Annotated in this window: 21 protein-coding genes; 4 read left to right on the forward strand and 17 right to left on the reverse strand. The window is 59.5% G+C overall.

The genetic code is table 11. The features are described from left to right. The 3 genes from QUE75_RS00930 to QUE75_RS00940 all read right to left on the reverse strand — a co-directional run bounded on the left by QUE75_RS00930 (position 1) and on the right by QUE75_RS00940 (position 3,400). On the reverse strand, positions 1-879 hold the full coding sequence (locus QUE75_RS00930) for an ABC transporter ATP-binding protein (protein ID WP_106694242.1): 879 nt from the start codon (positions 877-879) through the stop codon (positions 1-3). 152 nt (positions 880-1,031) lie between these two features. Further along, positions 1,032-2,024 (reverse strand): ABC transporter permease, encoded by a 993-nt coding sequence (locus QUE75_RS00935; RefSeq protein WP_286253040.1) that lies wholly within the window; start codon positions 2,022-2,024, stop codon positions 1,032-1,034. An 11-nt stretch (positions 2,025-2,035) separates the two neighbouring features. Further along, positions 2,036-3,400, reverse strand: a complete 1,365-nt coding sequence (locus QUE75_RS00940) for a CmpA/NrtA family ABC transporter substrate-binding protein (protein WP_286253042.1) — start codon at positions 3,398-3,400, stop codon at positions 2,036-2,038. Between the two features lie 486 nt (positions 3,401-3,886). Between QUE75_RS00940 and QUE75_RS00945 the strand changes: the two genes are divergently transcribed. Then, complete coding sequence (locus QUE75_RS00945; RefSeq protein ID WP_286253044.1) at positions 3,887-6,562, forward strand: nitrate reductase; 2,676 nt, start codon at positions 3,887-3,889, stop codon at positions 6,560-6,562. A gap of 7 nt (positions 6,563-6,569) precedes the next feature. Here the strand turns inward: QUE75_RS00945 and QUE75_RS00950 are convergent, their stop codons facing one another. The 10 genes from QUE75_RS00950 to QUE75_RS00995 form a co-directional block, all read right to left on the reverse strand. After that, on the reverse strand, positions 6,570-7,226 hold the full coding sequence (locus QUE75_RS00950) for a hypothetical protein (RefSeq protein ID WP_286253045.1): 657 nt from the start codon (positions 7,224-7,226) through the stop codon (positions 6,570-6,572). Between the two features lie 48 nt (positions 7,227-7,274). Continuing rightward, a complete protein-coding gene (locus tag QUE75_RS00955) occupies positions 7,275-7,667 on the reverse strand; it encodes a type II toxin-antitoxin system HicB family antitoxin (protein WP_138437307.1) in 393 nt (130 codons plus the stop codon). A 2-nt stretch (positions 7,668-7,669) separates the two neighbouring features. Beyond that, a complete protein-coding gene (locus QUE75_RS00960; RefSeq protein ID WP_072678787.1) occupies positions 7,670-7,858 on the reverse strand; it encodes a type II toxin-antitoxin system HicA family toxin in 189 nt (62 codons plus the stop codon). Between the two features lie 116 nt (positions 7,859-7,974). Continuing rightward, positions 7,975-8,493, reverse strand: coding sequence for an Hcp family type VI secretion system effector (locus QUE75_RS00965; protein WP_286253048.1), 519 nt, complete (start codon positions 8,491-8,493; stop codon positions 7,975-7,977). Positions 8,494-8,697: 204 nt separating this feature from the next. Next, positions 8,698-10,428, reverse strand: coding sequence for a bifunctional protein-serine/threonine kinase/phosphatase (locus tag QUE75_RS00970; RefSeq protein WP_286253050.1), 1,731 nt, complete (start codon positions 10,426-10,428; stop codon positions 8,698-8,700). Next, positions 10,425-11,261 (reverse strand): formate/nitrite transporter family protein, encoded by an 837-nt coding sequence (locus tag QUE75_RS00975; protein ID WP_058092825.1) that lies wholly within the window; start codon positions 11,259-11,261, stop codon positions 10,425-10,427. The genes QUE75_RS00970 and QUE75_RS00975 overlap by 4 nt, the downstream gene beginning before the upstream one ends. A gap of 296 nt (positions 11,262-11,557) precedes the next feature. Continuing rightward, positions 11,558-12,298 (reverse strand): energy transducer TonB, encoded by a 741-nt coding sequence (locus QUE75_RS00980; protein ID WP_286253053.1) that lies wholly within the window; start codon positions 12,296-12,298, stop codon positions 11,558-11,560. Beyond that, positions 12,295-12,705 (reverse strand): ExbD/TolR family protein, encoded by a 411-nt coding sequence (locus tag QUE75_RS00985; RefSeq protein ID WP_138437304.1) that lies wholly within the window; start codon positions 12,703-12,705, stop codon positions 12,295-12,297. Before QUE75_RS00985 ends, QUE75_RS00980 begins: the two co-directional genes overlap by 4 nt. Continuing rightward, the gene (locus tag QUE75_RS00990; protein ID WP_286253055.1) at positions 12,702-13,007 is read right to left on the reverse strand and encodes a biopolymer transporter ExbD; all 306 of its coding nucleotides are present in this window, start codon (positions 13,005-13,007) and stop codon (positions 12,702-12,704) included. Before QUE75_RS00990 ends, QUE75_RS00985 begins: the two co-directional genes overlap by 4 nt. A 76-nt stretch (positions 13,008-13,083) precedes the next feature. After that, positions 13,084-13,869: a MotA/TolQ/ExbB proton channel family protein gene (locus QUE75_RS00995; RefSeq protein WP_106694252.1), complete on the reverse strand. Its 786-nt coding sequence runs from the start codon at positions 13,867-13,869 to the stop codon at positions 13,084-13,086. Positions 13,870-14,024: 155 nt separating this feature from the next. On the opposite strand from QUE75_RS00995, the gene QUE75_RS01000 reads away from it, so the two are divergent. Then, a complete protein-coding gene (locus QUE75_RS01000) occupies positions 14,025-16,379 on the forward strand; it encodes a sensor domain-containing diguanylate cyclase (RefSeq protein ID WP_286253059.1) in 2,355 nt (784 codons plus the stop codon). On the opposite strand, the gene QUE75_RS01005 is transcribed toward QUE75_RS01000, so the two are convergent. Then, positions 16,376-17,143, reverse strand: coding sequence for a sulfite exporter TauE/SafE family protein (locus tag QUE75_RS01005; RefSeq protein ID WP_286253061.1), 768 nt, complete (start codon positions 17,141-17,143; stop codon positions 16,376-16,378). The two genes, QUE75_RS01000 and QUE75_RS01005, sit on opposite strands and share 4 nt — an antisense overlap. A gap of 96 nt (positions 17,144-17,239) precedes the next feature. Between QUE75_RS01005 and QUE75_RS01010 the strand changes: the two genes are divergently transcribed. Continuing rightward, a complete protein-coding gene (locus QUE75_RS01010; RefSeq protein WP_286253063.1) occupies positions 17,240-18,727 on the forward strand; it encodes an amidase in 1,488 nt (495 codons plus the stop codon). Positions 18,728-18,869: 142 nt separating this feature from the next. Beyond that, entirely contained in the window at positions 18,870-19,478 is a 609-nt protein-coding gene (locus tag QUE75_RS01015) for a hypothetical protein (RefSeq protein WP_058092818.1), read from the forward strand. A 48-nt stretch (positions 19,479-19,526) separates the two neighbouring features. On the opposite strand, the gene QUE75_RS01020 is transcribed toward QUE75_RS01015, so the two are convergent. Genes QUE75_RS01020 through QUE75_RS01030 form a run of 3 tightly spaced genes read right to left on the reverse strand, consistent with a single transcriptional unit; the run spans position 19,527 to position 22,088 of the window. After that, positions 19,527-20,657, reverse strand: a complete 1,131-nt coding sequence (locus tag QUE75_RS01020) for a HupE/UreJ family protein (RefSeq protein WP_106694255.1) — start codon at positions 20,655-20,657, stop codon at positions 19,527-19,529. Next, positions 20,654-21,871, reverse strand: coding sequence for a tetratricopeptide repeat protein (locus QUE75_RS01025; RefSeq protein ID WP_286253065.1), 1,218 nt, complete (start codon positions 21,869-21,871; stop codon positions 20,654-20,656). The genes QUE75_RS01020 and QUE75_RS01025 overlap by 4 nt, the downstream gene beginning before the upstream one ends. Then, a complete protein-coding gene (locus QUE75_RS01030) occupies positions 21,855-22,088 on the reverse strand; it encodes a hypothetical protein (protein ID WP_286253066.1) in 234 nt (77 codons plus the stop codon). Before QUE75_RS01030 ends, QUE75_RS01025 begins: the two co-directional genes overlap by 17 nt. Positions 22,089-22,090 lie beyond the last annotated feature (2 nt).

Genomic DNA, 22,090 nt, shown 5'->3' on the forward strand with positions numbered 1-22,090 from the left:
TCAGGCAGACGCCGGCTGTTTCTCCTTCTCCACCTTTGCACTCTCCCCACCCTGCGTGGAGGCACTGGCGGCCCGCCGGCTGCTCAGGGATTCCAGCTTGCGCTGTTTCTCGTACAGGAACGACAGCACCTCCTGCCGGTAATGCACATATTTGGCGTCATCCGCCAACGCCACCCGATTACGCGGCCGAGGCAAATCAATGTGCAGATCTTCCCCCACCGTCGCCGCCGGCCCGTTGGTCATCATGATGATGCGGTCCGACAACAGCACCGCCTCGTCTACATCGTGGGTGATCATGATCACCGTATTGTTCAGCTCCTGCTGAATCTCCATCAGCGAATCCTGCAGATGTGCCCGGGTCAACGCATCCAGGGCCCCGAAGGGCTCATCCATCAGCAGCACGCTCGGTTTCATCGCCAACGCCCGGGCAATCCCCACCCGCTGCGCCATGCCCCCGGAAATCTCCCCCGGCCGTTTATTGGCGGCATGGGCCATATTCACCAGCTCCAGGTTATGGGTAATCCAGTCCCGGCGCTCCTTACGGTTCATCGACTTGCGAAACACCTGCCGAACAGCCAGCTCCACATTCTCATACACCGTCAGCCAAGGCATCAGCGCATGATTCTGAAACACCACCGCCCGCTCCGGCCCCGGTGAGTTCACCTCATGCCCGTTCAACACACAGCCACCCTTGGAGGCCTGCAACAAGCCGGCGACAATGTTCAGCACCGTCGATTTACCACAGCCGGAGTGGCCGATAAGCGAAACAAACTCCCCTTTCTGGATCTTCAGGTTCACGTTGTCCAGGGCAACGAACGGCCCTTTCGGCGTATCAAACGCCATCTCAACACCGGTAAGTTCTAAATGTGTTTTACTCATGGAAATCACCTCAAAAGCAAGCGGAGCGCCGGGTGGGTTACGCCTCCCGAAACCCTCAAAAACATGGATGTTTTTGCGGAGCGTACATGGATGTACTCGCCGCGTGTTTCGGGAGGCGTAACCCACCCGGTGCGGCATGCTCCCAAGTTTGATCACTCGTTCCAGGCCACCTTCTTCTGAATCAACAGCATCACCCGATCCAGCAAAAACCCGATAAACCCGATGGCCAGCACCGCCACCATGATCCGGCTCAACGACTGACTGCTGCCATTCTGAAACTCATCCCAGACAAACTTGCCAAGCCCGGGACTCTGCGCCAGCATCTCCGCCGCAATCAGCACCATCCAGGCAATACCCAAAGACACCCGCAACCCGGTAAAAATCATCGGTACCGACGACGGCAGCACCACCTTGCGAACGTGGGTCCAGAACGACAGCTTCAGCACCTTCGACACGTTCAGCAGGTCCGGATTCACCGCGGCCACGCCCACGCTGGTATTGATCAGCGTGGGCCACAGGCTGCAAAGGGTGACCGTGATCATCGACGTCAGAAACGACTTCTGGAACATCGGGTCATCGCTGACGTACGTGGCTGACACCACCATGGTGACCAGTGGCAGCCAGGCCAGGGGCGACACCGGCTTGAAGATCTGGATCAGCGGATTGACCGCCGCCTGAAAATACCGGTTAAGACCGAACACAATTCCCAGGGGCACCGCAATCAGCGTGGCCAGGGCAAATCCTGACAACACCGTGACCAGGCTGGTACCGATCTGATCGATAAAGGTGGGTGCGCCCGGGTAAGACCGGATTCGTACCTCCGCCTCCGGGTTGTCGGCCAGAATCCTGGCATTACGCTGCTCCTGCATGGCGATGAACTGGCTGGCGCGTTCCCGCTGGTTGGCGTGTTCTTGCCAGAGTTGTCCCGCCTGCTCCCAGACCTGAGCTGGCCCCGGAAATGCGCCAAGGGACGTCTGCACCTGGGGTGCTGCCAGATGCCAGAATCCCAGAAACACCAGAATTCCGATCAAGGGCAGCAAGGCCTGTTTGCCAGCCGCCAACAATTCATTTGGGCTCAGCCGGGCGAGCAGGTTGCGGCTCCTGGCGGCCATCGACTGGCCAATCCTTATGCTTAATGTGCTCATGTTGTGCCCCCTTACGGTGTCTCGGTGCCTTTCAGCCCGATATCAAAACGGTCTATGTAAGCGTTCGGTTCACGGGGTGTGAAAGGCACGCCGTCAATCAGCTGGCCCTGGAAGGGGCGTTCAAAGTTCTCAGCGTCAAAGTCAGGGAAGTCACTGGCGTTCATCACACCATCATCGATCAGTGACTGCGCGGCCTGAGCATACAGATCACCCCGGTATACCCTGGCTGCGGTCTGCATGTACCAGTCATCTGGCTTGGCGTCCGGAATCTGGCCCCACCGGCGCATCTGGGTCAGATACCAGATTGCATCAGAGGGATAGGGGTAAGTGGCGTGATAGCGGAAGAACACGTTGAAGTCCGGAACCTCCCGCACATCCCCTTTCTCGTATTCGAACGTGCCGGTCATGGAGTTAGCGATCACGTCTTTGTCTGCGCCCACGTAGCTGGAGCGGGAAAGGAGCTCTACTGCTTCCTGGCGGTTTGCGTTGTCGTTTTCATCCAGCCAGTAAGCCGCGCGGATCAGTGCCCGCAACAACCGCAGGTGGGTATTGGGATGCTTCTCTGCCCAGGTCTCGGTCACGCCAAAGACTTTCTCAGGGTTGTTTGGCCAGATCTCATAATCGGTGATGACCGGCACCCCGATGCCCTTGAACACCGCCTGCTGATTCCAGGGTTCGCCCACGCAGTAGCCCTGAATGGTGCCAGCTTCCATGGTGGCTGGCATTTGCGGCGGCGGGGTAACGGACAGATGAACATCGGCCTGCAAGGTGCCACTGGTATCACCCCGTTGTGGGGCGTAGAAGCCGGGATTCAGGCCGCCGGCGGCCAGCCAGTAGCGGAGTTCGTAGTTGTGGGTGGACACCGGGAACACCATGCCCATCCGGAACCGCTCGCCTTTGCTCAGGGATTGCTCCACCGCCGGTTTCAGCGCGCTCGCGGAGATCGGGTGGGCGGGTTTGTCGCCATCCATGTCCAGGTGGGGCTTCATGGTTTCCCATACCGCGTTGGACACGGTAATCGCGTTGCCGTTGAGGTCCATGCTGAAGGCGGTAATGATGTTGGCCTGAGTGCCATAGCCAATGGACGCGCCCAAAGGCTGGCCGGCCAGCATGTGGGCACCGTCCAGCTCGCCGGTGATCACCCGGTCCAGCAGCACTTTCCAGTTGGCCTGGGCTTCCAGTTCCACGAACAGGCCTTCGTCCAGGAAGTAGCCCTGTTCCCAGGCAACCGCCAGTGGCGCCATATCGGTGAGTTTGATGAAGCCCAGTTTCAGGTCTGGTTTCTCGGCCGGCCCGATGCTCGCCTGGGCCAGCGTGCTCAGCCCAATCAGTGCGCCTGTGAGCAAGCCTCTGAGTTGATGACGGCGTGTGTTCATGCTGTTACCTCTCTGTGTCTCTCTTTTCTGGCGCACAAAAAAAACGCCCACCCTCCGTTTCCGGAGAGCAGGCGCCAATGCCTTAGAACGAGAGATGTGATGTCTTGATGGTTCGCTGTTACCTCAGCATAAGCCGTGCCATTTTTTAATATTCATAGTTTTCAAAGGCTTGATATTCCCTTCCGTGTTGAGTGAGGAAAACGCCAATCGAGCCCGGTCTGTTTTTGGTGCAACCTGAGCGATTTCGCACCAATGTGAAACCTCAAGGCAGAAGTGTATCCCGGCCTGCCGGAGCCGATGGATCTGCTGAACAAGGCCGTAGCCCGGGCGTTGCCACAAGGCCGGCCGGGCAAGTGCTGTTTTGGCAATCGCTGGCCCCGTTATTGCTTTCCATAAAACAGACAATTTTGGCAAAGAAGCCCGCCCCGGCTCTGGAAACAGACCCCGGATGGCGGGCTTTTTTATGGGTAAAGCAGAGGATTGATCATGAAAAACCGCCGAACCACTCCCGGAAGTACCGCCACCACCTGCCCTTATTGCGGTGTGGGCTGTGGTGTTCTGGCGAAACCTGACGCCGTTCAGGGCGATCTTGGCCACCCGGCCAATAATGGTCGCCTTTGTGTCAAAGGCTCTGCGTTACATGAGACCGTGACCGGACACGACCGTTTGCTGGCCCCCCGTGTGGCAGGGCATACCGTTGAGTGGTCGGAAGCCATTGACCGGGTAGCTGAAGCCATTCGTGTTTCGGTCAGAGACCATGGCCCGGAGTCTGTGGCTTTTTACCTGTCTGGGCAGCTGCTCACAGAGGACTATTACATTGCCAACAAGCTGGCCAAGGGCTTTATTGGCACCCCGCACGTGGATACCAATTCCCGGTTGTGCATGTCGTCTGCCGTGGCAGCCCACAAGAGGGCGTTTGGTGAGGACTGCGTGCCCGGCTGTTATGAGGACCTCGAGCTGGCGGACTTGCTGGTGCTGGCGGGCAGTAATGCCGCCTGGACGCATCCGGTACTTTATCAGCGGATAAAAGCGTCCCACCGGCCCGGGCGCAAAGTGGTAGCCATTGACCCAAGGCAAACCGCAACCACAGAGATGGCTGACCTGCACCTGCAACTGCGGCCGGGAACCGACACCCTGCTGTTCAATGGCTTGCTGGTTTGGCTGCATGACCACGGAGCCCTGGCCACACAGTACCTGGAACAGCATTGCAATGGATTCGAGGAGACTCTGAGTGTGGCCCGCGCCTGTGCGCCTTCGATACTGGCGGTCGCCCGCGGATGTGACCTTCGGGCTGCGGATGTGGAACGCTTCTATCGGTGGTTTGCCGAGACCGATCGGACAGTCACCGCCTTTTCCCAGGGCATCAATCAGTCGGTGGCTGGCACCGACAAAGCCAACGCTATTATCAACTGCCACCTGGCCACAGGGCGCGTTGGCCGGCCCGGTGCCAGTCCGTTTTCACTCACCGGTCAACCCAACGCCATGGGTGGGCGGGAAGTGGGCGGTCTGGCCAACACCCTGGCGGCCCATATGGATTACGACACGCCCGGCGCGGTGCAACGGGTTGCCGACTTCTGGCACAGTGAAAAATTGGCAGCGGGACCGGGCTATAAGGCGGTGGATCTGTTTGAAGCCGTTCATCGGGGCGACATCCGGGTGCTCTGGGTGATGGGCACCAATCCTGCGGTCAGCCTGCCCGACAACGCCCGGGTCAGGGAGGCCCTGGCGCGATGCGAGACCCTTATAGTCTCAGACTGCGTGGCCCAGACCGATACCACGGCGTTTGCCGATATCCTGTTGCCTGCTGCCGGTTGGGGCGAGAAGGACGGTACCGTGACCAACTCGGAACGGTGCATTTCACGCCAGCGTCGATTTTTGCCAGTGCCAGAGGGTGTCCGGCCGGATTGGCGAATCATCCGGGATATCGCCCAGGCGCTCGGTTATGGTCACGCCTTTGACTACCAGGAGCCTGCGGAGATTTTCAGAGAACACGCGGCACTGTCCGGTTACGGTAACGGCGGTGAGAGAGTGTTTGATATTTCCGCCCTGGCCAAGCTGAGTTCCACGGAATATGACCGGCTTCAACCCGTGCAGTGGCCGCTTACCGGGGGCAATCCCGGTGCCTGGCTGCAGACCCGCCGGCTGTTCTCCGATGGTCGCTTTCCCACGCCCGATGGTCGCGCCCGCCTGGTACCGGTTTCGAACCTGCCGCCCGGACAGCAGCCCGATGCCCGGCATCCCCTGATCGTGAATACCGGTCGTATTCGGGACCAGTGGCACACCATGACGCGCACGGCACTGGCGCCCAGACTGTTTGCCCATCGCAGTGAGCCCTTTATCGAGGTTCACCCGAAGGACATCGCCACCTTTGGTTTGATTGAAGGTGCACTGGCCACGCTGACAGGGCATGCCCGAAAGGGGTTCACCGGCCGGGTCCGGGCCAGCCCGGCACAGAGACCCGGAGAGGTATTCGTTCCAATTCACTGGAATCGGCAGTTTGCATCCTCAGCCCTGGCCTCCGACCTGATCGCCCCCGTCGTCGACCCGATTTCAGGGCAACCGGAAGCCAAATTTGGCGTAGCCTCCCTTCGGCCACTAATCACTCGATGGCAAGCCCGGCTGATGCTGCCCGCGGCCGGGGGCACCGCATTGGACGCCACGTCACTGGACTACTGGAGCCACCAGGCACTGCCTCATAGCCGGTCCTGGTGGCTGGCCGGTCGCCGGTCAATGGACTGGCGTGAATGGGCCCAGCAGATTTTCGCCAGGGAACCGGAGCTGGTTATGCAAGATAGTGCCCGGCGTCGCTTTCGTGCGGCCTGGCTCACCGGCAACCGGTTGGATGGCGTATTGCTGGTAGAGCCCTGTGTGCAAACCATGCCGGACCTCGGCTGGTTGGATGACTGTTTTGGCTCCGAGAACCTGACACCGGAGCAGCGCCGATCCTTGTTGGCTGCAGGTTCGATCGATGCAGAACCGACCGGGCCGCTGGTCTGCAGCTGTTTCCAGGTAGGCGAGCGCCAGATCAACCAGGCAATCGAAGATGGGGCCGCCAGCGTTGAAGCATTGGGCCAGCGGCTGCAGTGCGGCAGCAATTGTGGTTCTTGTATACCTGAGATTCGTGGCTTGCTGGCGAAATCGGCGGATCGGGAGCCTGCCTGAAACCGGATCAGTCCGGGCGGCGTAGGAGGGAAACCGGTACCCGGTACCGCAAACCGCGGGCATTCAAAGTAACCGCAACCGTGCAGGTTTTTCGGTTCACCCGGACAACCTGGCCCCGTTTCTCATGCCGGCCTTCGCCAAAACAGACCGCATCGCCGACCTGCCACTGCCGGAGCTCCCGGACTGGACTGGGGAATACAAACGGTGTGCTGGGCAACGTCACTCCCGCTTCTACGGCAGTCTCCTCAAGGTACTGCCGGGTGGCGACCGACGCACCACTGCTATACAACCCGTCCAGCGCTTCATAGAAATGCCGGTTATGCACCGAACCATAGTGCCGCTGGCCTGCACTGTATTGCAGCAAATGGGCAAACTCATGGCAGCAGGTGTGGGCCAGCAGGTTCAATACACTCACCTCACCCCCAAAATAACCCCGACTCCGGATTTCCCGAGTCGATAACCAGCCCTGGGCGGTTTCCGGCTGATGCTTGGCGGCAATCATCCGCGCGCCATAGGTGATCAGATGCTGCTTCTGGATTGGATCGTAACGGTGATAGGTGGCCTGGCCGGACCCTACCCGCAATGCCAGCGCTACACCCCGGTTTTGCTCCCGAACCCGGGTTTCGGCGGGTGCCCACAGGATGTCGCGGGTGGCCTGGCACATGAGGGCGCCGAGTTGTTTTGTAATCTGATGATGCGGGGACGTCACGAGTTAATGGGCTTCCAGTTCTTTGCGGGCCGTCATTGCCAGAAATGCCGACCGGCTCATATGTCTGCTTCGGGCCTCTTCGTCTATACGGCGCAACAACCCTTCCGGAAGGCTGACGTTAAGACGGACAGCTCTGGTTTTCAAGCGGTTAACGTCGATATCGACCATCATCCAGAGGCCGCCCTGATAATCCGGATTGTTCATCAGGTCATCCAGCGAGGAAGGCTGCGGCAGCTCCATGTCCTCATCTTCGCAATACAGTTCAATGGCTTCCTGAATTTTGCCCGGTAACTCCTGCCACTGATCAGCAGCGGAAAAACAGCCGGGGAAATCCGGAATTTCGGCGCCGTGAGCGTGCTCGTCGTCGCCCTTGTGCACGTATACGGGATAAAGCACGTTTACCTCCAATCCCACCCGGCCTGGCGATAAATGTTTCTCAGGGTGCCGATGGGAATATCTTTGCGGGGGTGCGGAACCACAACATGCCCCGGTTTGTCCGGATGCTTATATTTTTCGTGATCTCCCTTGCCACCGACTTTGGCCCAGCCTTCAGCTTTGAGTCGTCTAATCAGTTCAGCACTCTTCACGATACAACATCCGTGTTGTGTATGCTTACACAATAAATGATATCTGACAACGAGGTCCGGAAACAAAAACGGCCGGCCCGAAGGCCAGCCGTTTTGGGTGATCGATCCTGAAATAATCAGGCTTCGATCGGCGTACGCCAGTCGTCTGCACCGGAAGTACCGGCAACGGCATGCTCCCAGGTTACCTTGCGGTAGGACAGAGAAACGGTCACCAGCTGGGTGAAGTCAGCGTTGGCGGCGTCCTGGCAGTGGGGCATGTTGCAGTTGATGTCGATGATGGTGGCATCTTCCAGGATGGTGGAGAAGAAGTGCTCCTGCTTGCCTTCTACGGAAGTGCGGTACCACTTGAGCTCTACCTTCGGCAGCATTTCGCCGGAAGCCAGGGCGTTGTACATCAGCGGGGTGGCTTTGTTCAGGGCAGAAGTGAACTTGAACGGCTTGTGAACACGCTGGCCGGAAGGCTGACCGGACTGCGGGTCAGTAGGGACGGTGACAACGTGGCTGAATTCCTGAACCAGCACTTCGTCTTTGTGACCTTCAACGTAGATGTTACCTACGGAGTCGGAAGTGAATGCGCCAGCGGTGATGTTACCCTGAGTTTTACCTTCGATGCTGATATAACAAGGAGTTGGCATAGTCTGCTCCATGACGTTTAAGTGAATGTTTGTCCCCGGGCTGTTCCCTGGACGCGCTTACTGGTTACAAGCGCTGTGCCAACTCTAAAAAATATATAAAATACAGATATTTATGTAATATTCGGCGAAGCCGAAGTTGGTGGTGAGCAAACCCTTGCTTGGCCTCTGGGCGAGCTTTTGCTGGCCGGGCAAAAAGTTGCCCGATCAGGGGCGCCAGGCGAAGGACGCAAGTAAGGCGAGTAACAACAGCGCAGACATTCCCTGCCAGAAGGCCACCGGGTGGCGCTCCATCAAGGGTTTCTGGTGATGCTGCTGCCACTGCGGATTCGGTTGGCGCAGGTCGAACAGAAATTCCGACAGCGCCGGGTAGCGTTTGTGGGATTCCGGGTGCAACGCCCGGGCCAGGGCATGGTCAATCCAGCCGGGAAGGTCCTCCCGGTGTAGGCGAGCAGGATGGTAGCTGAGCTGGCGTAACTGGCGGTGATTGCGAATACCCGGCACGCGGGTGCCGTAGGGTAGCTGGCCGGTCAGCATCTGATAGGCGATTACGCCCAGGGAAAACTGGTCCGCCTGCCAGCCGGTGGTTTCGCCGAGAAAGGCTTCCGGAGCGCTGTAAAGCGCGGCGCCACGGGGCCAGGTGGGCTCATCGTGGTCATGGAGTTCCTGCAGGCCAGCGATGCGGGTGGCGCCGAAGTCGATGAGCACCACGGTGCCCTCGCCGTTGATCAGGATATTCTCCGGTTTCAGGTCCTGGTGCACCATTTCCAACCGGTGAAACGCCCGCAGCCCGCGGGCAATCTGCTCCACCAATTGACGCACGGTTTCCAGTGCCGGCGCCGGGTGGTCCAGAAGCCATTGCCGCAGGCTGATTCCCTGAACGTACTCGGTGGCCAGGTACAGGCAGCTGCGAGGGCGTTCCGGCGCAAACGCTTTCACTACGTGAGGGCTGTCGATGCGCTGGGCTACCCATTGCTCGGTGGCAAATTGCTCCAGCCCCGCCGGGTTTTCGCGCAGTTCCATGGCTGGGACTTTCAGGGCGACATGCTGATGGCTGGCTTCATCGATGGCCAGGTAGACCTGGCTGCGGCTGCTGGCGTGAATCGGCCGCACAATACGGTAGCCATCCAGTACCTGCCCCGATGCCAGTTCCCGGGCGAACGGCAACTGCTGAACATCCCGGGCGAATTCGGCGCTGCTCTTTCCGGCGGCAACGGAATCTACACGAACAAGCTGCACGCTCAGGTTATCGTTGCTGCCAGCGGCAAGGGCTCGCTCGACCAGCGTTCGGGCGGCGGAGTCCAGATCTTCACCGGCCGCCTGGATAAAGCCGGCCATGTCACGCTCGGACAGATGTTCATAGACGCCGTCAGTCGCCAGCAAAAATGTATCACCGAGCCATACCGGCACCGCCAGGTAGTCGATGTCGACTTGCTGGCTCAGCCCCATGGCCCGGTTCAGGCAGCTGTCTTCCTGCGACAACCATACCCGGTGATCGGTGGTTAGCTGTTCCAGCGAGTTACCCTGCAGCCGATAGATGCGGGCATCGCCAATATGGAACACATGGGCCGTCGCCGATTTCAGCACCAGTACACTGAGAGTGCAGACGTAGCCCCTGTCCTGATCATAGCGGTAGCGGCTTTGTCGAGTTTGGGCGTGCAGCCAGGCGTTGGTGGCCCGAAGCACCCGTTGGGCCGACTGTTTTACGGACCAGCTGTCTGGTGTCGCGTAATAGTCGTTCAGAAAACCGGCGACGGCAGATTCGCTGGCAATCTGGCTGACGTTACTGGAGCTGATGCCATCGGCAATTGCCACCGCGATACCCTTGGTGCCCAGCTGATGGTCGCCCGGGATCATCAGTCCATGGAAATCCTGGTTGACCGGCTTGGGCCCCGGGTCAGTGTGCTGGCCGGTAGAGACCGCGAGCTGTGAGGTCATACCGCATTGGTGTTAAAGCGTTCCGGCAGGGTGCGCTTGGGCGCCGTGCGCACATGAGTGGCATAGAGAGTCAGGCCGGTGAACGACAGGCCTCCGACCAGGTTGCCCAGTACGGTGGGAATTTCGTTCCAGACGAAGTAGTCCATGATGCCGAACTCGCCGCCCATCAGCAGGGCAAAAGGGAACAGGAACATGTTGACGATGGAATGCTCAAAGCCCATGTAGAAGAACAGCATGATCGGCATCCACATGGCCAGCACCTTGCCCTGTACCGTGGTTGAGATCATCGCCCCGACCACGCCCATAGATACCATCCAGTTGCAGAGTACGCCCCGCAGAAAAATGGTAAACCAGCCGGCCACGCCGTGTTCCGCGTAACCCAGAGTGCGCTCCTTGCCGATCGCGGCAATGCGGTCGCCGACCACGCCGGGTTCGGTATTAAAGCCGTAGGTGAAGACAAAGGCCATGATGACAGCGACGGTTAAAGCGCCGGCAAAGTTGCCAAGGAATACCCAGCCCCAGTTGCGAAGAATGCCGCGGGTATCCACCCCCGGGCGTTTGTCCAGCAGGGCCAGGGGGGTGAGCATGAACACCCCGGTGAGCAGGTCAAAGCCCATGAGGTAAAGCATGCAGAAGCCAACCGGGAACAGCATGGCGCCGATCAGTGGGCTGCCTGTCTGAACGGCAACGGTGACCGCGAATACCGCTGCCAGGGACAGAATGGCGCCAGCCATGAACGCTCGGATCAGTACATCCCGGGTAGCCATGTAGATTTTTGATTCACCGGTGTCCACCATTTTGGTGACAAATTCCGAAGGCATGATGTAAGACATAGGTTATCCCCTGGTTCCTTCTTTGCCCGCTTTTCCGTGGGCGAAAAAAAACGACGACGCCCATGGGCTGCCGTGAATGGCAGGCATGAGCAGACGCCGTCGTCTGAAAGATTGCTGTTTGGGCAGACAAATTCGATCTGCTGACCAGGACTCAGCAGGCACCGTGCCAGCTCTGGGCTTTTCGGGGAAAAGGCTTTTAATTCAGTAAGTAATAAAAGGACAGCGGGCTGTGTGCCCGGGGCGGTGTTTGCTGGCCTGCACCGGCTCAGTGCGATCTGCGCTTCTGTGGTGCGGGTTCAGCGCAAGCTGAAGCGAACGGGCAGCGCGTAGGTAAACGTCTGGCCGCGCATGGAGTCCGGAACCTTGGGTAGGGGCGCTGCCTGGGCCAGCATCTGCATGGCTGAGTCATCAAGCAGTTGATGCCCGGAGCTGTCCCGCAGCGAATGGCTGACCAGCGTGCCGTCACGGGCAAATTCGAAGACGATCACCGGGGTACCTTCCTGCCCGAGGCGGCGGGCCCGCCGGGGGTATTCGTAATAACGGGCGAGGTGGCGGCTGAGCTTGCTCAGGTAGCTGTCGACCTCGCTGGAATTTCCTGCGTTCTGGAGGGGTATCGCATCCTGGCTGTTTTCGGCATCTGCTTCCTCCCCCGCTTCTTCTACAGCCGCTGAATCCGTGGGCGCTGGTGTGCTGGGCTCGCTGACTGGCTCAGGAACGGGCTCTGGCTTCGGAGCCGGTTCGGGCTCTGGTTCGGGCTCTGGTTCGGGCTCGGGCTCTGGTTCTGGCTCGGGTTCAGGTTCCGGTATCGGCTCTGGTTCCGGGGTGGGTTCAGGTTCGGTCACAGGTTCCTGTTCCGGTTCTGGCGATTGTCGGCCCGCAAGGCTGATCCGGATGGCCGGAGCGGTGTTGACAGCGCTGTCGCCCAGCACCGGAAGTTCCATGGGTTTGTCTGGTGCCATCAGCGCCAGTGTGGCTACCGTCGCCACAATGGCGGCGGTCAGAATCAGAGTTTTCGGTCCCCGGCCTGCGGTTGTCATGCCCCAGGCTCCGTCAGTAGCAGCACATCGGTGTAACCGCCGGCTTCCAGAACACCCAGCAGGTCTTCCAGGTCCGCCATGGTGAGGCTTTGGTCGGCGGCAATGCGCAAAGACGCCTGATCTTCAGGTTCGGGCAAACTTGCCAGCAGTCGGTCCCGGCTGACCGTTTCTCCACCCACTGTCCAGCTGCCATCGGCCTTGACCATCAGATCTGCCTCTGGAGCGCGCTCTTCTTTTAGCTGCGAGCTTCCCGGCAGTTCCGGTAATGGGTCTTCAGTGAGCTGGCCGGCAACAATAAAGAACATCAACAACAGGAACACCAGATTGATCAGCGGCAGCAACGCATCTTCAACACGTTCCAGCAGACCTTTTCCGGAGGTGGCGGGGGGTGGAACCAGTTCGGTCATGATTCGGGTGTGCCGCTACGTTTCCAGTGGGGGGTGATGCCGGCGTTATCCAGCGTGCTCAGCGTGCGGGTAAAGCTGGCCAGGCTGGCCTCCGGAGCCGTCTCGAGGTTCGCTTCGGAAACGCCGGCGGCGGTCAGGGCCGGCACCAGCTCCTGCAGGCTGTAGCGGGTGTTCTGCCAAAGGATGCGGCCATCTACCTCTACCCGGAGTTCCGGGCGGGGGTCGCCTGCGGTGGTGCCGCGCTGGCTGGTGTCGTTGCCCAGTTCCAGGTAATCCACAGGTAACAGCCTGGTGGTGAGCATGAAAAACACCAGAAGGATAAACACCACATCAATTAGTGGTGTAATCCGGATCGGTATGGGCCTGTTTGGTCGGGGCTCAACCAGCTGCATGGGCAAAACGCGGGTTGTCTGCGGTGTCGTAGCTGTGGCTGGCTTGAGCGGCCTGCTCCGCAGCAACTGCGGATTGCCCGGTAACAGGCTGCGGCTCAGTGGCAGGCAGCACGTTGAACACGCTTACCAGGGTGCTGTTGATCACTTTGTGAATGCGTCGCAGGCGAAACTCCACCCACGCCGCCAGTGCCGCAAATGGAATGGCAATGACCAGGCCTGCGGCAGTGGTGGTCAGCGCTTCGTAGATACCGCCACTGAGCTGGCTGGCATTGGCACGACCATCGGTTGCGGCCATGGCGCTGAAGGCTTCCATCATGCCCATAACCGTGCCCAGAAGGCCAAGCAGTGGCGCCAGGGCTGCGATCACTTCAATGATCTTGAGCGGCGCTTCAAAGGGTTCCAGAGCGTGTTGGGCATCCCGCACGGCGGTCTCCCGAACCGCTGTGGTGTTTGCGGTGCCTTTGCAGGCCGACATGGTATTCACCATCAAATGCATCAGAGGATTACAACGGCCCAAAAAGCCTGCCTGCTCCCGCACCTTTTCGGGCCGGGTATCTGCCGGGGAGGACTGCCACTGCTGGATAAGGTGCTTCAGCTTGCGGGTGTATCGGGGTGCGTACAAGGCGCCGAAAAGCATCAGATAAACGAAGGTGACGAGGCCAATAACGGCAATGGCGATGAGCACAATCATCACCGGTCCGCCCATGTCGATCAGTTGGGCAAGGGGGCCGTGCTGGGCCAGTGCGGCGGATGCAGGGCTGATGGAATCCATACAGAATCGCTCGGAAAATGAAAATAGATCTAAATAATAACGATTATCACTGAAATTACAAGCGGGAATCTGATTGGAAAAACCTGTCTTTGCTACACTTTCATAAAGTTCGTAGAATGCGGTGCGTACGATTTGGACAGTATGAGGCTGGTTATTTGATAAAGTTGTGGTTTGCGAGTCTGGCGAATCGGGCAGTTGCCCTGGTAGTGGCTTTTGTGTTGGTGACCGCGGTTGTGGTGGCCAGTATTGGTTCTACGCTGAGCCGGTCAGAGCTGGAATATCAGGCGCACCGCCAAGTTGAAATGATTGTCGGAATGGTGACTCGTGACCTCGACCAGAAACTTGCCCTGCGGCGTGATGTTCTCTCTCACGTTGCCAGTGAAATCCCGGCCTCGGAAGCCCTGCTCCAGAATCGGGCGCGAGTGATGTTGCGTCAGCAGGCCTCGCTGCTCAGGCTGTTTGATGCTCTGTTTATAATGGATGCCGAGGGTGAGCTACTGGCCGCCAATCCCCTTGATTATCTGGTCCCCAGCTTCAATGCCTCGGAACGGCCATACTTCAAAGCCGTTTCCAGCCAGCTAGTGCCGATTATCAGTGAACCGTACGTTACCGCTCTTGAGGGGCGGCCAGGCGTAATGCTGGCTGCACCACTTTTTGATCACCGTAAACGTTTCACCGGCATGATTGGCGGGTTGATTCTGCTCGATGGTGACAACTTCATGAGCGATATCTCCGGGATTCGTGTGGGGGATGCAGGCTATCTGCGCCTGATAACCCGGCAGGGGGTGGTACTGGCTGATGGCCGAGACGGTCGGGTTATGGTGCCGGTGGATGCCCGGCAGAGCTCTATTGTACGTGCCATGGAGGGCTTTGAAGGTACACTTCGCGATGAGTCTGAGCAGCAAATGCCGACCATCACTGCCTATGGGCAAATGGCCCAGGTGCCTTGGTTTGTGGCGGCGGTCTGGCCCGAGACGGATGCCTTCGCGTCGGTCAATCGTATGCGCGATGCTTTCAGCTGGACACTGCTGTCAGTACTGGTCGTTTTGGTCCCCCTGGGATTCTGGTTCTTCCACCGTTTGTTGCGGCCACTGCGCGATCTGAGCGTCCAGATCTATCAGCGCCATACCGGTGAGCGCCAGATGCCGGTCTCGGAAATGGGAGGGCGGGAAATCCGGAATGTAGCCCGGGTTTTCAACATGGTCCGCCATGAGCGCGACGAGATTCTGCGATCATTGGCGGAGCGGGAGGCATTCTTCCGTTCTCTGACCCAGGATGCCCCCATTGGCATTGTCCACTCCAATATTCTCGGCCGGATTGAATTTGTTAACCCGGCGCTGTTGAACATTCTCGGTGAAACGGCTGAACAGGTTACCCAGCGCTACCTTATCTCGAAAGTGGCCGTTGAAGATGGCGACACAGCATTGGCGGGCTGGCGCCGGGCATTGACCCGCCGCAGGTTTTATCGCGGACGCCTGCGGTTGCGGACCACCCGTTCACCGGGGTATGTCTGGGTAGATACCATGACCTCGGTCATTGAACTGCCAGACCAGGCGCTTGGCACCATCACGATTGTGCGGGATATCACCCGTGAAATGCGTTTTGAGCAGGCGCTCCGGGAAGAGCAGCACAGGGCCGACTCGATCCTGGATGTGTTGCAGGAAGGCGTTCTGATGGTCGACAAGGCAGGCCTGATCCGGTACGCCAACGACGCGGCCGGCGAATTTCTTGCGTTGGGCGATGATTGCATTGGTGAGAACTTCTTCGAGACCGTGACCTTTCGTTATGACAACCACAAGATGGAGCCGGAGGAGTTTCAGGAAGGCGAGGAAATCGATAACCGGTACGTTACTCTGGAAAACTCGCAGGGTCAGGTCTTCGACATTGATCTCACCATGTTGCACTTGCGCAGGGGTGAGCATGAGGAACGCCTGGTCTTTGTGCTGAGGGACGACAGCGAACGGCGTCGGGAAGAAGAACGACTCTCCTGGGAGGCTACCCACGATGCGCTGACCCAACTGGTGAACCGCAGGGCTTTCACTGCCGCGTTGCTGAAAGCGCTGGCTGAGGCGCCACACCAGGCGACGCCCGCTGTCTTGATGATGATCGATCTGGATCATTTCAAACCGGTCAATGACCAGGGCGGCCACCTGGTGGGCGACGACCTGTTGAAACGCCTGGCGGATCTGTTCCAGAGCGCGGTTCGCCAATCGGATACCGTCGCACGATTGGGTGGTGATGAATTTGCGGTTCTGTTGCCCGGATGTGGTCTGGACCGGGCCGAAGCCCTGGCAGAAAACCTGCGCAGCCGGGTCGAGGCACTGAAAGTCCAGCACGATGGCCGTTCTTTCGGTGTCACTGTAAGCATTGGGCTCACACCGGTGTCTGCTGGCGACAGCGGCCCGAGGGAGGTCATGGCACGGGCGGATGAAGGGTGCTATATCGCCAAATCTCGGGGGCGCAATGCGGTGGTCTCAGTGCCCGCCCCGCCTGACGACACGGGACTTTAGGCCAACCAGCCGGCGGACTCCGCCGCTTGCCACAGCAGGCGCAGCGCCAGCAGTGTCAGTACCAGGTTGAAGGCGAGGCTGAACCACCGGTTGGTCATGGATTTCAAAACGTGCAGCCCCAGCCAGGTGCCGGTGAAGCCGCAGGCAATCATGGCGAGAATGAACAGCAGCCAGTCCGAGAACACGAATCCGGCAACCCCGAAGACCAGCGCTTTGGGCGCATGTTGCAAGGTCATGGCAGCGGCGAAGGTGGCCACGGTTTTAAAGCGATCCCGGTGAATCTGCTTGATAAAGGCGGCGACCAGGGGGCCCGTGGCGCCCACGAACAGGCTGACAAAACTGGTGACGGCGGAAGCTAAAAAAATGCCAACGGGCCCGAACGACGCTTTTGGCAGTTTCGGCCCCCAACACAGATACAGCACGAACAGAGCGATGGATAGCTGCCAGAGGTGCGCGGGTAAATCAACCAACAGCCAGGCGCCAAGCGCCGCCCCTGAGATTACGCCGGGCGTGAAGGCAGCAATAACCTTCCAGTCGATGTGGTGCCGGGTCAGCACTGCCCGGCCGGTATTGGAGCCAAGCTGAATCATGCCATGCACCGGAATAATCGCCGCCGGTGGCATCCAGGATGCCATCAACACTAGCAGCAGAACGCCACCACCGGCACCGAGCACAGCGGTCAGCATTGAGGTTATCGCCGAGGCTAATAGCAGGAAAAGAGCGACGCCCGGGCTAATGGCCTCTGGAAACAGGGTCAGGTCCATGGAACTCACTTTGGGATTGGCGTAAGCTCCTGAGTTTCCGGTTTATGCCCCGAAAGTCCAGTGGGGGCGGGTAAATAACAACAAACAGGGTGGCCCATGAACCAGTCCGACTATCTGAGATACGACGCAACAGCGCTGGCTGATCTGATCCGCCGGGGTGATGTGACGCCCCGAGAAGTAACCGATGCGGCGGTGGAGCGAGCCAATCATGTCAATGGGGCCTTGAACGCCATTTGCCACCCCCAGTACTCGGATGCCATGGGGCAGGCGCCGGTGTCTGATGGGCCGTTTTCTGGTGTACCCCTGCTGCTGAAAGACCTGGCCCAGGAACAGGCCGGGCAACCTTGCACCTACGGCAGCCGGGCCATGCGAAAGAATATTCCGAGCCGGGACTCACAGTTCGTACAACGTGCCCGTAAGGCCGGCTTGGTGTTTATCGGTCGCACGGCAACGCCGGAGTTCGGCCTCAAGGCCGTCACCGAGTCTGCTCTTTGGGGCCCGAGCCGCAACCCCTGGAACACAGAACTGACGCCCGGGGGCTCCAGTGGTGGCTCCGGTGCCGCGGTAGCCGCCGGTGTTGTTCCCATGGCCGGAGCCAACGATGGCGGTGGGTCCATCCGCATTCCGGCGGCTTACAACGGGTTGTTTGGACTAAAGCCATCCCGCGGCCGGATCTCTGTAGGGCCCCACGCCGGAGAGGCCTGGACCGGCGCTTCGACCGACCATGTGGTGTCCCGGACGGTGAGAGACAGCGCCAGCATGCTGGATGTGTTGGCCGGTGCAGCCAGTGGCGACCCCTTCCGAATTCCGGAACCGGAGGGTTCCTGGCTGGACCTGATGCAGCAATCGCCGGGGCGGCTGAGGATTGGTGTGTTTACCTCTTCTCCTTACGACACCGAGGTAGCGCCGGAGTGTGTGGCCGCCGTCGAAGAAACCGCCCGTATGCTGGAAGGCCTTGGGCATCATGTTGAATATGCCCGGCCGGAATTTGACGGCATGGCCCTGGCACGGTGCTACCTGGCCCTTTACTTCGGTGAAGTGTCCTCAATGATGGACAGGGCCCGCGAGCAGTTCGGTGCAGAGGACAAGGATTTTGAGCTGGAGACCCGGTTACTGGGTATGTTGGGGCGTACTATGCCGTTGCCGGATTATGTTCGCCGCCGGCAGCAATGGAATGACTTTGCCCGTGCTCTGGGTGCATTCTTCGAGCGTTTTGACCTGTACCTGTCCCCGACCACCGGCCAGTTGCCGGCCAGGATCGGTGAAATGGATACGCCGGCCCACCTCAAACTGATCGCCAGGCTGATGCTAACCCTGAAAGCGGGCAAGCTGGTCCATCGTAGCGGCCAGGTGGACCAGATGGCGCTGGAAAGCCTGGCCCGAACGCCCTTTACCCAGCTTGCGAACCTGACCGGCACGCCGGCGATGTCGGTACCCATGCACTGGACCCGCGATGGTTTGCCGGTAGGCGTCCAGTTCGGCGCCGCCCATGGCCGCGAGGATCGACTGTTGCAGCTGGCCGCCCAGCTTGAGGAAGCAAACCCCTGGTTCGCCAATTACGAACGCCTGGAAAACGCATTCTGACGCGGTGACACAAACTCCCGTGCGGGGTTGTGATCCGCGCCGGCAAACTCCACGTTTATCTTTACTGGTGGAACAGGCTATGCTGTAACACAGGGATCTGATTCCCTGACTACCCTGATGGCATCGAGGAGGCGAGCATCTTATGAACCAATCGATGGCAATCGACGATCTGGTATCCGTAGCACAGGCCGAAGCCATGGGGGAACTGGACGCCCCGATGATGGCCATAGTTCTGTCCAGTGAGCAGAGCTACGACCTGCCCATCAACTCTCTGGAAACCGATGCCGACAAGGCCCGCTGGGGTCTGATTCTGCGGGCGGCCCGCGAACATGTGGAAGCCGACGCCGTAGCGGTACTCTACCCGGCCTGGACCACCATCCGTCGAAAACCGACCGATGCCGAAACATCCCAGGCCCAGGCAGAGGATGAAGACAGTGCCGATGATGATAACGGCCCCATCGACACCCTGTTTGTGCAGCTGCACACCCGAGACAGAATCTATTGGCGGGGCTTTGAACAAATCCGCGATCCCAAACATCAGCGCATTATCGGCTTTCGCCGGATCAAAGCGCTGTCCACCGACTACGACAGAGACAGCGCGCCAAGCGTGGCTGCCTGGTTGAGCACCCTGTTCGAACCTTTGCCAGACGAAGGCGAGGAAACCGATATCGACCGCGAGCTGGCGGATTTGCTGGAAGAACCCGAGGTCAGCGCGGCGCTCTACCCGCGGCAGATGCGGGCGTTGCACTGATCCCGTGATAAAGGCCGGCCGGGCGCCACGGCCCCGGCCGGATAGGTTCTATATTTCGGCGATCCGTTCCACCACCCAATACAGGCTCAGGGCGCCGACTGCCACGAGCATGGCTGGCACGGCGGCCCGTTCGTAGAAACGCGAGCGGGCGGCGAGGTACAGCAATGGGAAAACCACCAGCACCAGCGCAACCTGCCCCAGTTCCACGCCAAGATTGAACCCGGCCAGCGCCACCGCCATTTGAGAGACGCCGGTGGTCAGATCGCCCAGCACACTGGCAAAACCAAACCCGTGAATAAGACCGAAGCCGAAGGCCAGCTTCCAGGTTTTCCGGCCCAGTATCGGCCAGATGACGTTCAGGGCGGCCAGCGCAACGGACAACGCAATAATGGTCTCTACCCAGGCAATGGGCAGGCGCACCACACCGAGTGCTGAAAGTCCAAGGGTAATGGAATGGGCCACAGTAAAAGCGGTGACGATGCCGACCAGTTCAAGCAGCCTCGGTCTCAGACCGGCGTGAACCGAAGTATGTCGGGTCCCAGTAGTTTCCCGTCGTCGAATCGTGGCTGGCAGCATCAACACCAGCAGGAAGAGAATGTGATCAAGCCCTATCAGCAAGTGAACGACGCCTTCATAGAGAAACGTGCCGAATAAGCGACCACTACCGAAGCTGGTTGCTGCCAAGGCTAGCGTTGGGTCATCGGGGCCAATAACGGCAAGCGTCTCCTGGCCTTCGTAGGTCAGGCTGACAAGCCCCCTGTGCAGGGGGTCGCGATCAAACAGCAGTGTATAGGTAATGGATTCCGGTACTTGTCCGTTTGGGCATGAGACCTGATACAAAGCCGCCGCGTAAGGGCCATCGCTGTGGGTGGATAGCCCCCACTGCTCACCCTGCAGGGCGCAGCTGCCGCTGTGATTGGCCAGGAGCAGACCCTCCTCCAGGTAGCGGGTAATTTCTCCTCGGGCTGCTCTTAGCTCGGCACCACTGACCCTCCGGTCGGCATTGCGGTCGAGGGGCACCTCCAGGGCAAGGTCCCTGAGGGCGAGGTCCACCCGGACGGTCGACTGGTCAAGGTCAAGGTAGATAAAGGCATCGCTGGCCTTGTGGGCCCAGGCCGGCGATGAGCTTGCTGCCAGCATCGCAACGAACAGTAACCCAGGAAGAAGGAATCGGTTCATGAGTCGGTCTCCGGGAAGCGGCTGTCGGTTTGCCGGTGTTGGTTCAGCCAGTTGCGAACCGTGTTGGCGGGTTCTTCTTCGCCGGCCGCAATGCTGGCGCGTAATACCAGCCTGGTGTCCTCCGGCTCCCGTTGATCTTGCCAGTTGGCCAATGCATGACTAAGCGCTTGCTGTGGTTGTCCTTCCACATCAAGTTGGAACCGTGCCAGATCTCGTTCATGCAGAAGGCTCCCCCGCCAGCGAGCTTCGGAAAACCGCTCTCTCAGGCGAGTGATCACGGCATTGGCTTGAGGATGATTGGTTTGCAGCATGGCAATCGCCTGGACAACTGCCAGGGAGTCCACGTGCTCATAGCCTTCTGTCAAAGGCAGGGTGTTCTCTGGTTGGTTGTTGTCCAGAAACCAGTCGGCCAGCCGGGCGCGGGTGTACAGATCGTCTGGCTGCTGGCTGAGAATGAACCGCCAGTGGTCGCGGGCACGGGCATCGCCGAGCTGGGCTGCGAGGTCTGCAAGCGTCCCCTCCGCCCAGAGTCTTGCCGAGCTGTTGTGCCGCTGTTCTGCGCGGGTACGATCAAGAAGCTGTTGATATGCCGCTTGTGGTTGCCCGGTTCGGCCCTGAACTTGTGCCTGACAACTGTGGGCAACCAGCCCCGGCGAGGATTCAATCAAAGCGTGACATTGTACGGCCGCCTGTTCATAGCGGCCCTGTACCAACTCAAGGTTTGCCAGCGTCAGTTGGGCCTGTCGCTTCTGAGTTGGGTCATTGGCGGTGTTAATGACGGTTTGCAGGTCGGCCCGTGCATCGTCAAATTGATGCAGGCTTTGCCGAACCGTGGCTCGAAGAACTCGCAGTCGGTCGGTCAGTCGGTCCTCGGGCCATTGCGAGAGCAAGCCGCTGGCATAACCCAGGTATCTTGGGTCGCCATCCCGTCTGGCCTGGAGGATCTGCTGCTGTATGGTGTCTGCCAGTTCCGCTGCGTTGTCGGGCAGCGGGGCTTGGGTTAGCGCGGGTTGTGGCAGGGTGACCAGAATGTCGGTGTCACCAAAGTCGGTTCTGATATCGGCGGGTGCTGCCCAGGCGGCGGAGCCAAAAAAGGCCATCCCGGTCAGGATGGCTGAAAAGGCTCCGCCCTTCAGGGCAGGCGCAAGAGCCACCAGCGCGCCGTGCCTGGCACGCTGGTGGCAGAGCAAACCGCGATCAGAACAGGTTGTCAAACGCCTGTTCGTTATCTTGATCATTGAAGCTGAACTCCAGGTTATTGATGTTGACCGGTTCGCGATCATCCGCCGTGCGCTGTATCTCGTTCTGGACGAACGTGGTGAAATCCACCGAGATTTTCAGGTCCTGGCCCCGGTTGTTGGAGCTGTCAGAACAGCCTGTCAGTGCCAGACCAAACACCAACAGCGCCGCGATCTTGAGTATGGGTTTCATGG

Source organism: Marinobacter shengliensis, from assembly GCF_030297115.1.
Taxonomy (GTDB): Bacteria; Pseudomonadota; Gammaproteobacteria; order Pseudomonadales; family Oleiphilaceae; genus Marinobacter; species Marinobacter shengliensis.

What these genes read in the sequence shown, in the direction of transcription:
- QUE75_RS00930 (WP_106694242.1), bottom strand. Translation starts at nt 879, where the DNA reads ATGAGTAAAACACATTTAGAACTTACCGGTGTTGAGATGGCGTTTGAT.
- QUE75_RS00935 (WP_286253040.1), bottom strand. Translation starts at nt 2,024, where the DNA reads ATGAGCACATTAAGCATAAGGATTGGCCAGTCGATGGCCGCCAGGAGC.
- QUE75_RS00940 (WP_286253042.1), bottom strand. Translation starts at nt 3,400, where the DNA reads ATGAACACACGCCGTCATCAACTCAGAGGCTTGCTCACAGGCGCACTG.
- QUE75_RS00945 (WP_286253044.1), top strand. Translation starts at nt 3,887, where the DNA reads ATGAAAAACCGCCGAACCACTCCCGGAAGTACCGCCACCACCTGCCCT.
- QUE75_RS00950 (WP_286253045.1), bottom strand. Translation starts at nt 7,226, where the DNA reads ATGTGCCAGGCCACCCGCGACATCCTGTGGGCACCCGCCGAAACCCGG.
- QUE75_RS00965 (WP_286253048.1), bottom strand. Translation starts at nt 8,493, where the DNA reads ATGCCAACTCCTTGTTATATCAGCATCGAAGGTAAAACTCAGGGTAAC.
- QUE75_RS00970 (WP_286253050.1), bottom strand. Translation starts at nt 10,428, where the DNA reads ATGACCTCACAGCTCGCGGTCTCTACCGGCCAGCACACTGACCCGGGG.
- QUE75_RS00975 (WP_058092825.1), bottom strand. Translation starts at nt 11,261, where the DNA reads ATGTCTTACATCATGCCTTCGGAATTTGTCACCAAAATGGTGGACACC.
- QUE75_RS00980 (WP_286253053.1), bottom strand. Translation starts at nt 12,298, where the DNA reads ATGACAACCGCAGGCCGGGGACCGAAAACTCTGATTCTGACCGCCGCC.
- QUE75_RS00985 (WP_138437304.1), bottom strand. Translation starts at nt 12,705, where the DNA reads ATGACCGAACTGGTTCCACCCCCCGCCACCTCCGGAAAAGGTCTGCTG.
- QUE75_RS00990 (WP_286253055.1), bottom strand. Translation starts at nt 13,007, where the DNA reads ATGCTCACCACCAGGCTGTTACCTGTGGATTACCTGGAACTGGGCAAC.
- QUE75_RS00995 (WP_106694252.1), bottom strand. Translation starts at nt 13,869, where the DNA reads ATGGATTCCATCAGCCCTGCATCCGCCGCACTGGCCCAGCACGGCCCC.
- QUE75_RS01005 (WP_286253061.1), bottom strand. Translation starts at nt 17,143, where the DNA reads ATGGACCTGACCCTGTTTCCAGAGGCCATTAGCCCGGGCGTCGCTCTT.
- QUE75_RS01010 (WP_286253063.1), top strand. Translation starts at nt 17,240, where the DNA reads ATGAACCAGTCCGACTATCTGAGATACGACGCAACAGCGCTGGCTGAT.
- QUE75_RS01015 (WP_058092818.1), top strand. Translation starts at nt 18,870, where the DNA reads ATGAACCAATCGATGGCAATCGACGATCTGGTATCCGTAGCACAGGCC.
- QUE75_RS01020 (WP_106694255.1), bottom strand. Translation starts at nt 20,657, where the DNA reads ATGAACCGATTCCTTCTTCCTGGGTTACTGTTCGTTGCGATGCTGGCA.
- QUE75_RS01030 (WP_286253066.1), bottom strand. Translation starts at nt 22,088, where the DNA reads ATGAAACCCATACTCAAGATCGCGGCGCTGTTGGTGTTTGGTCTGGCA.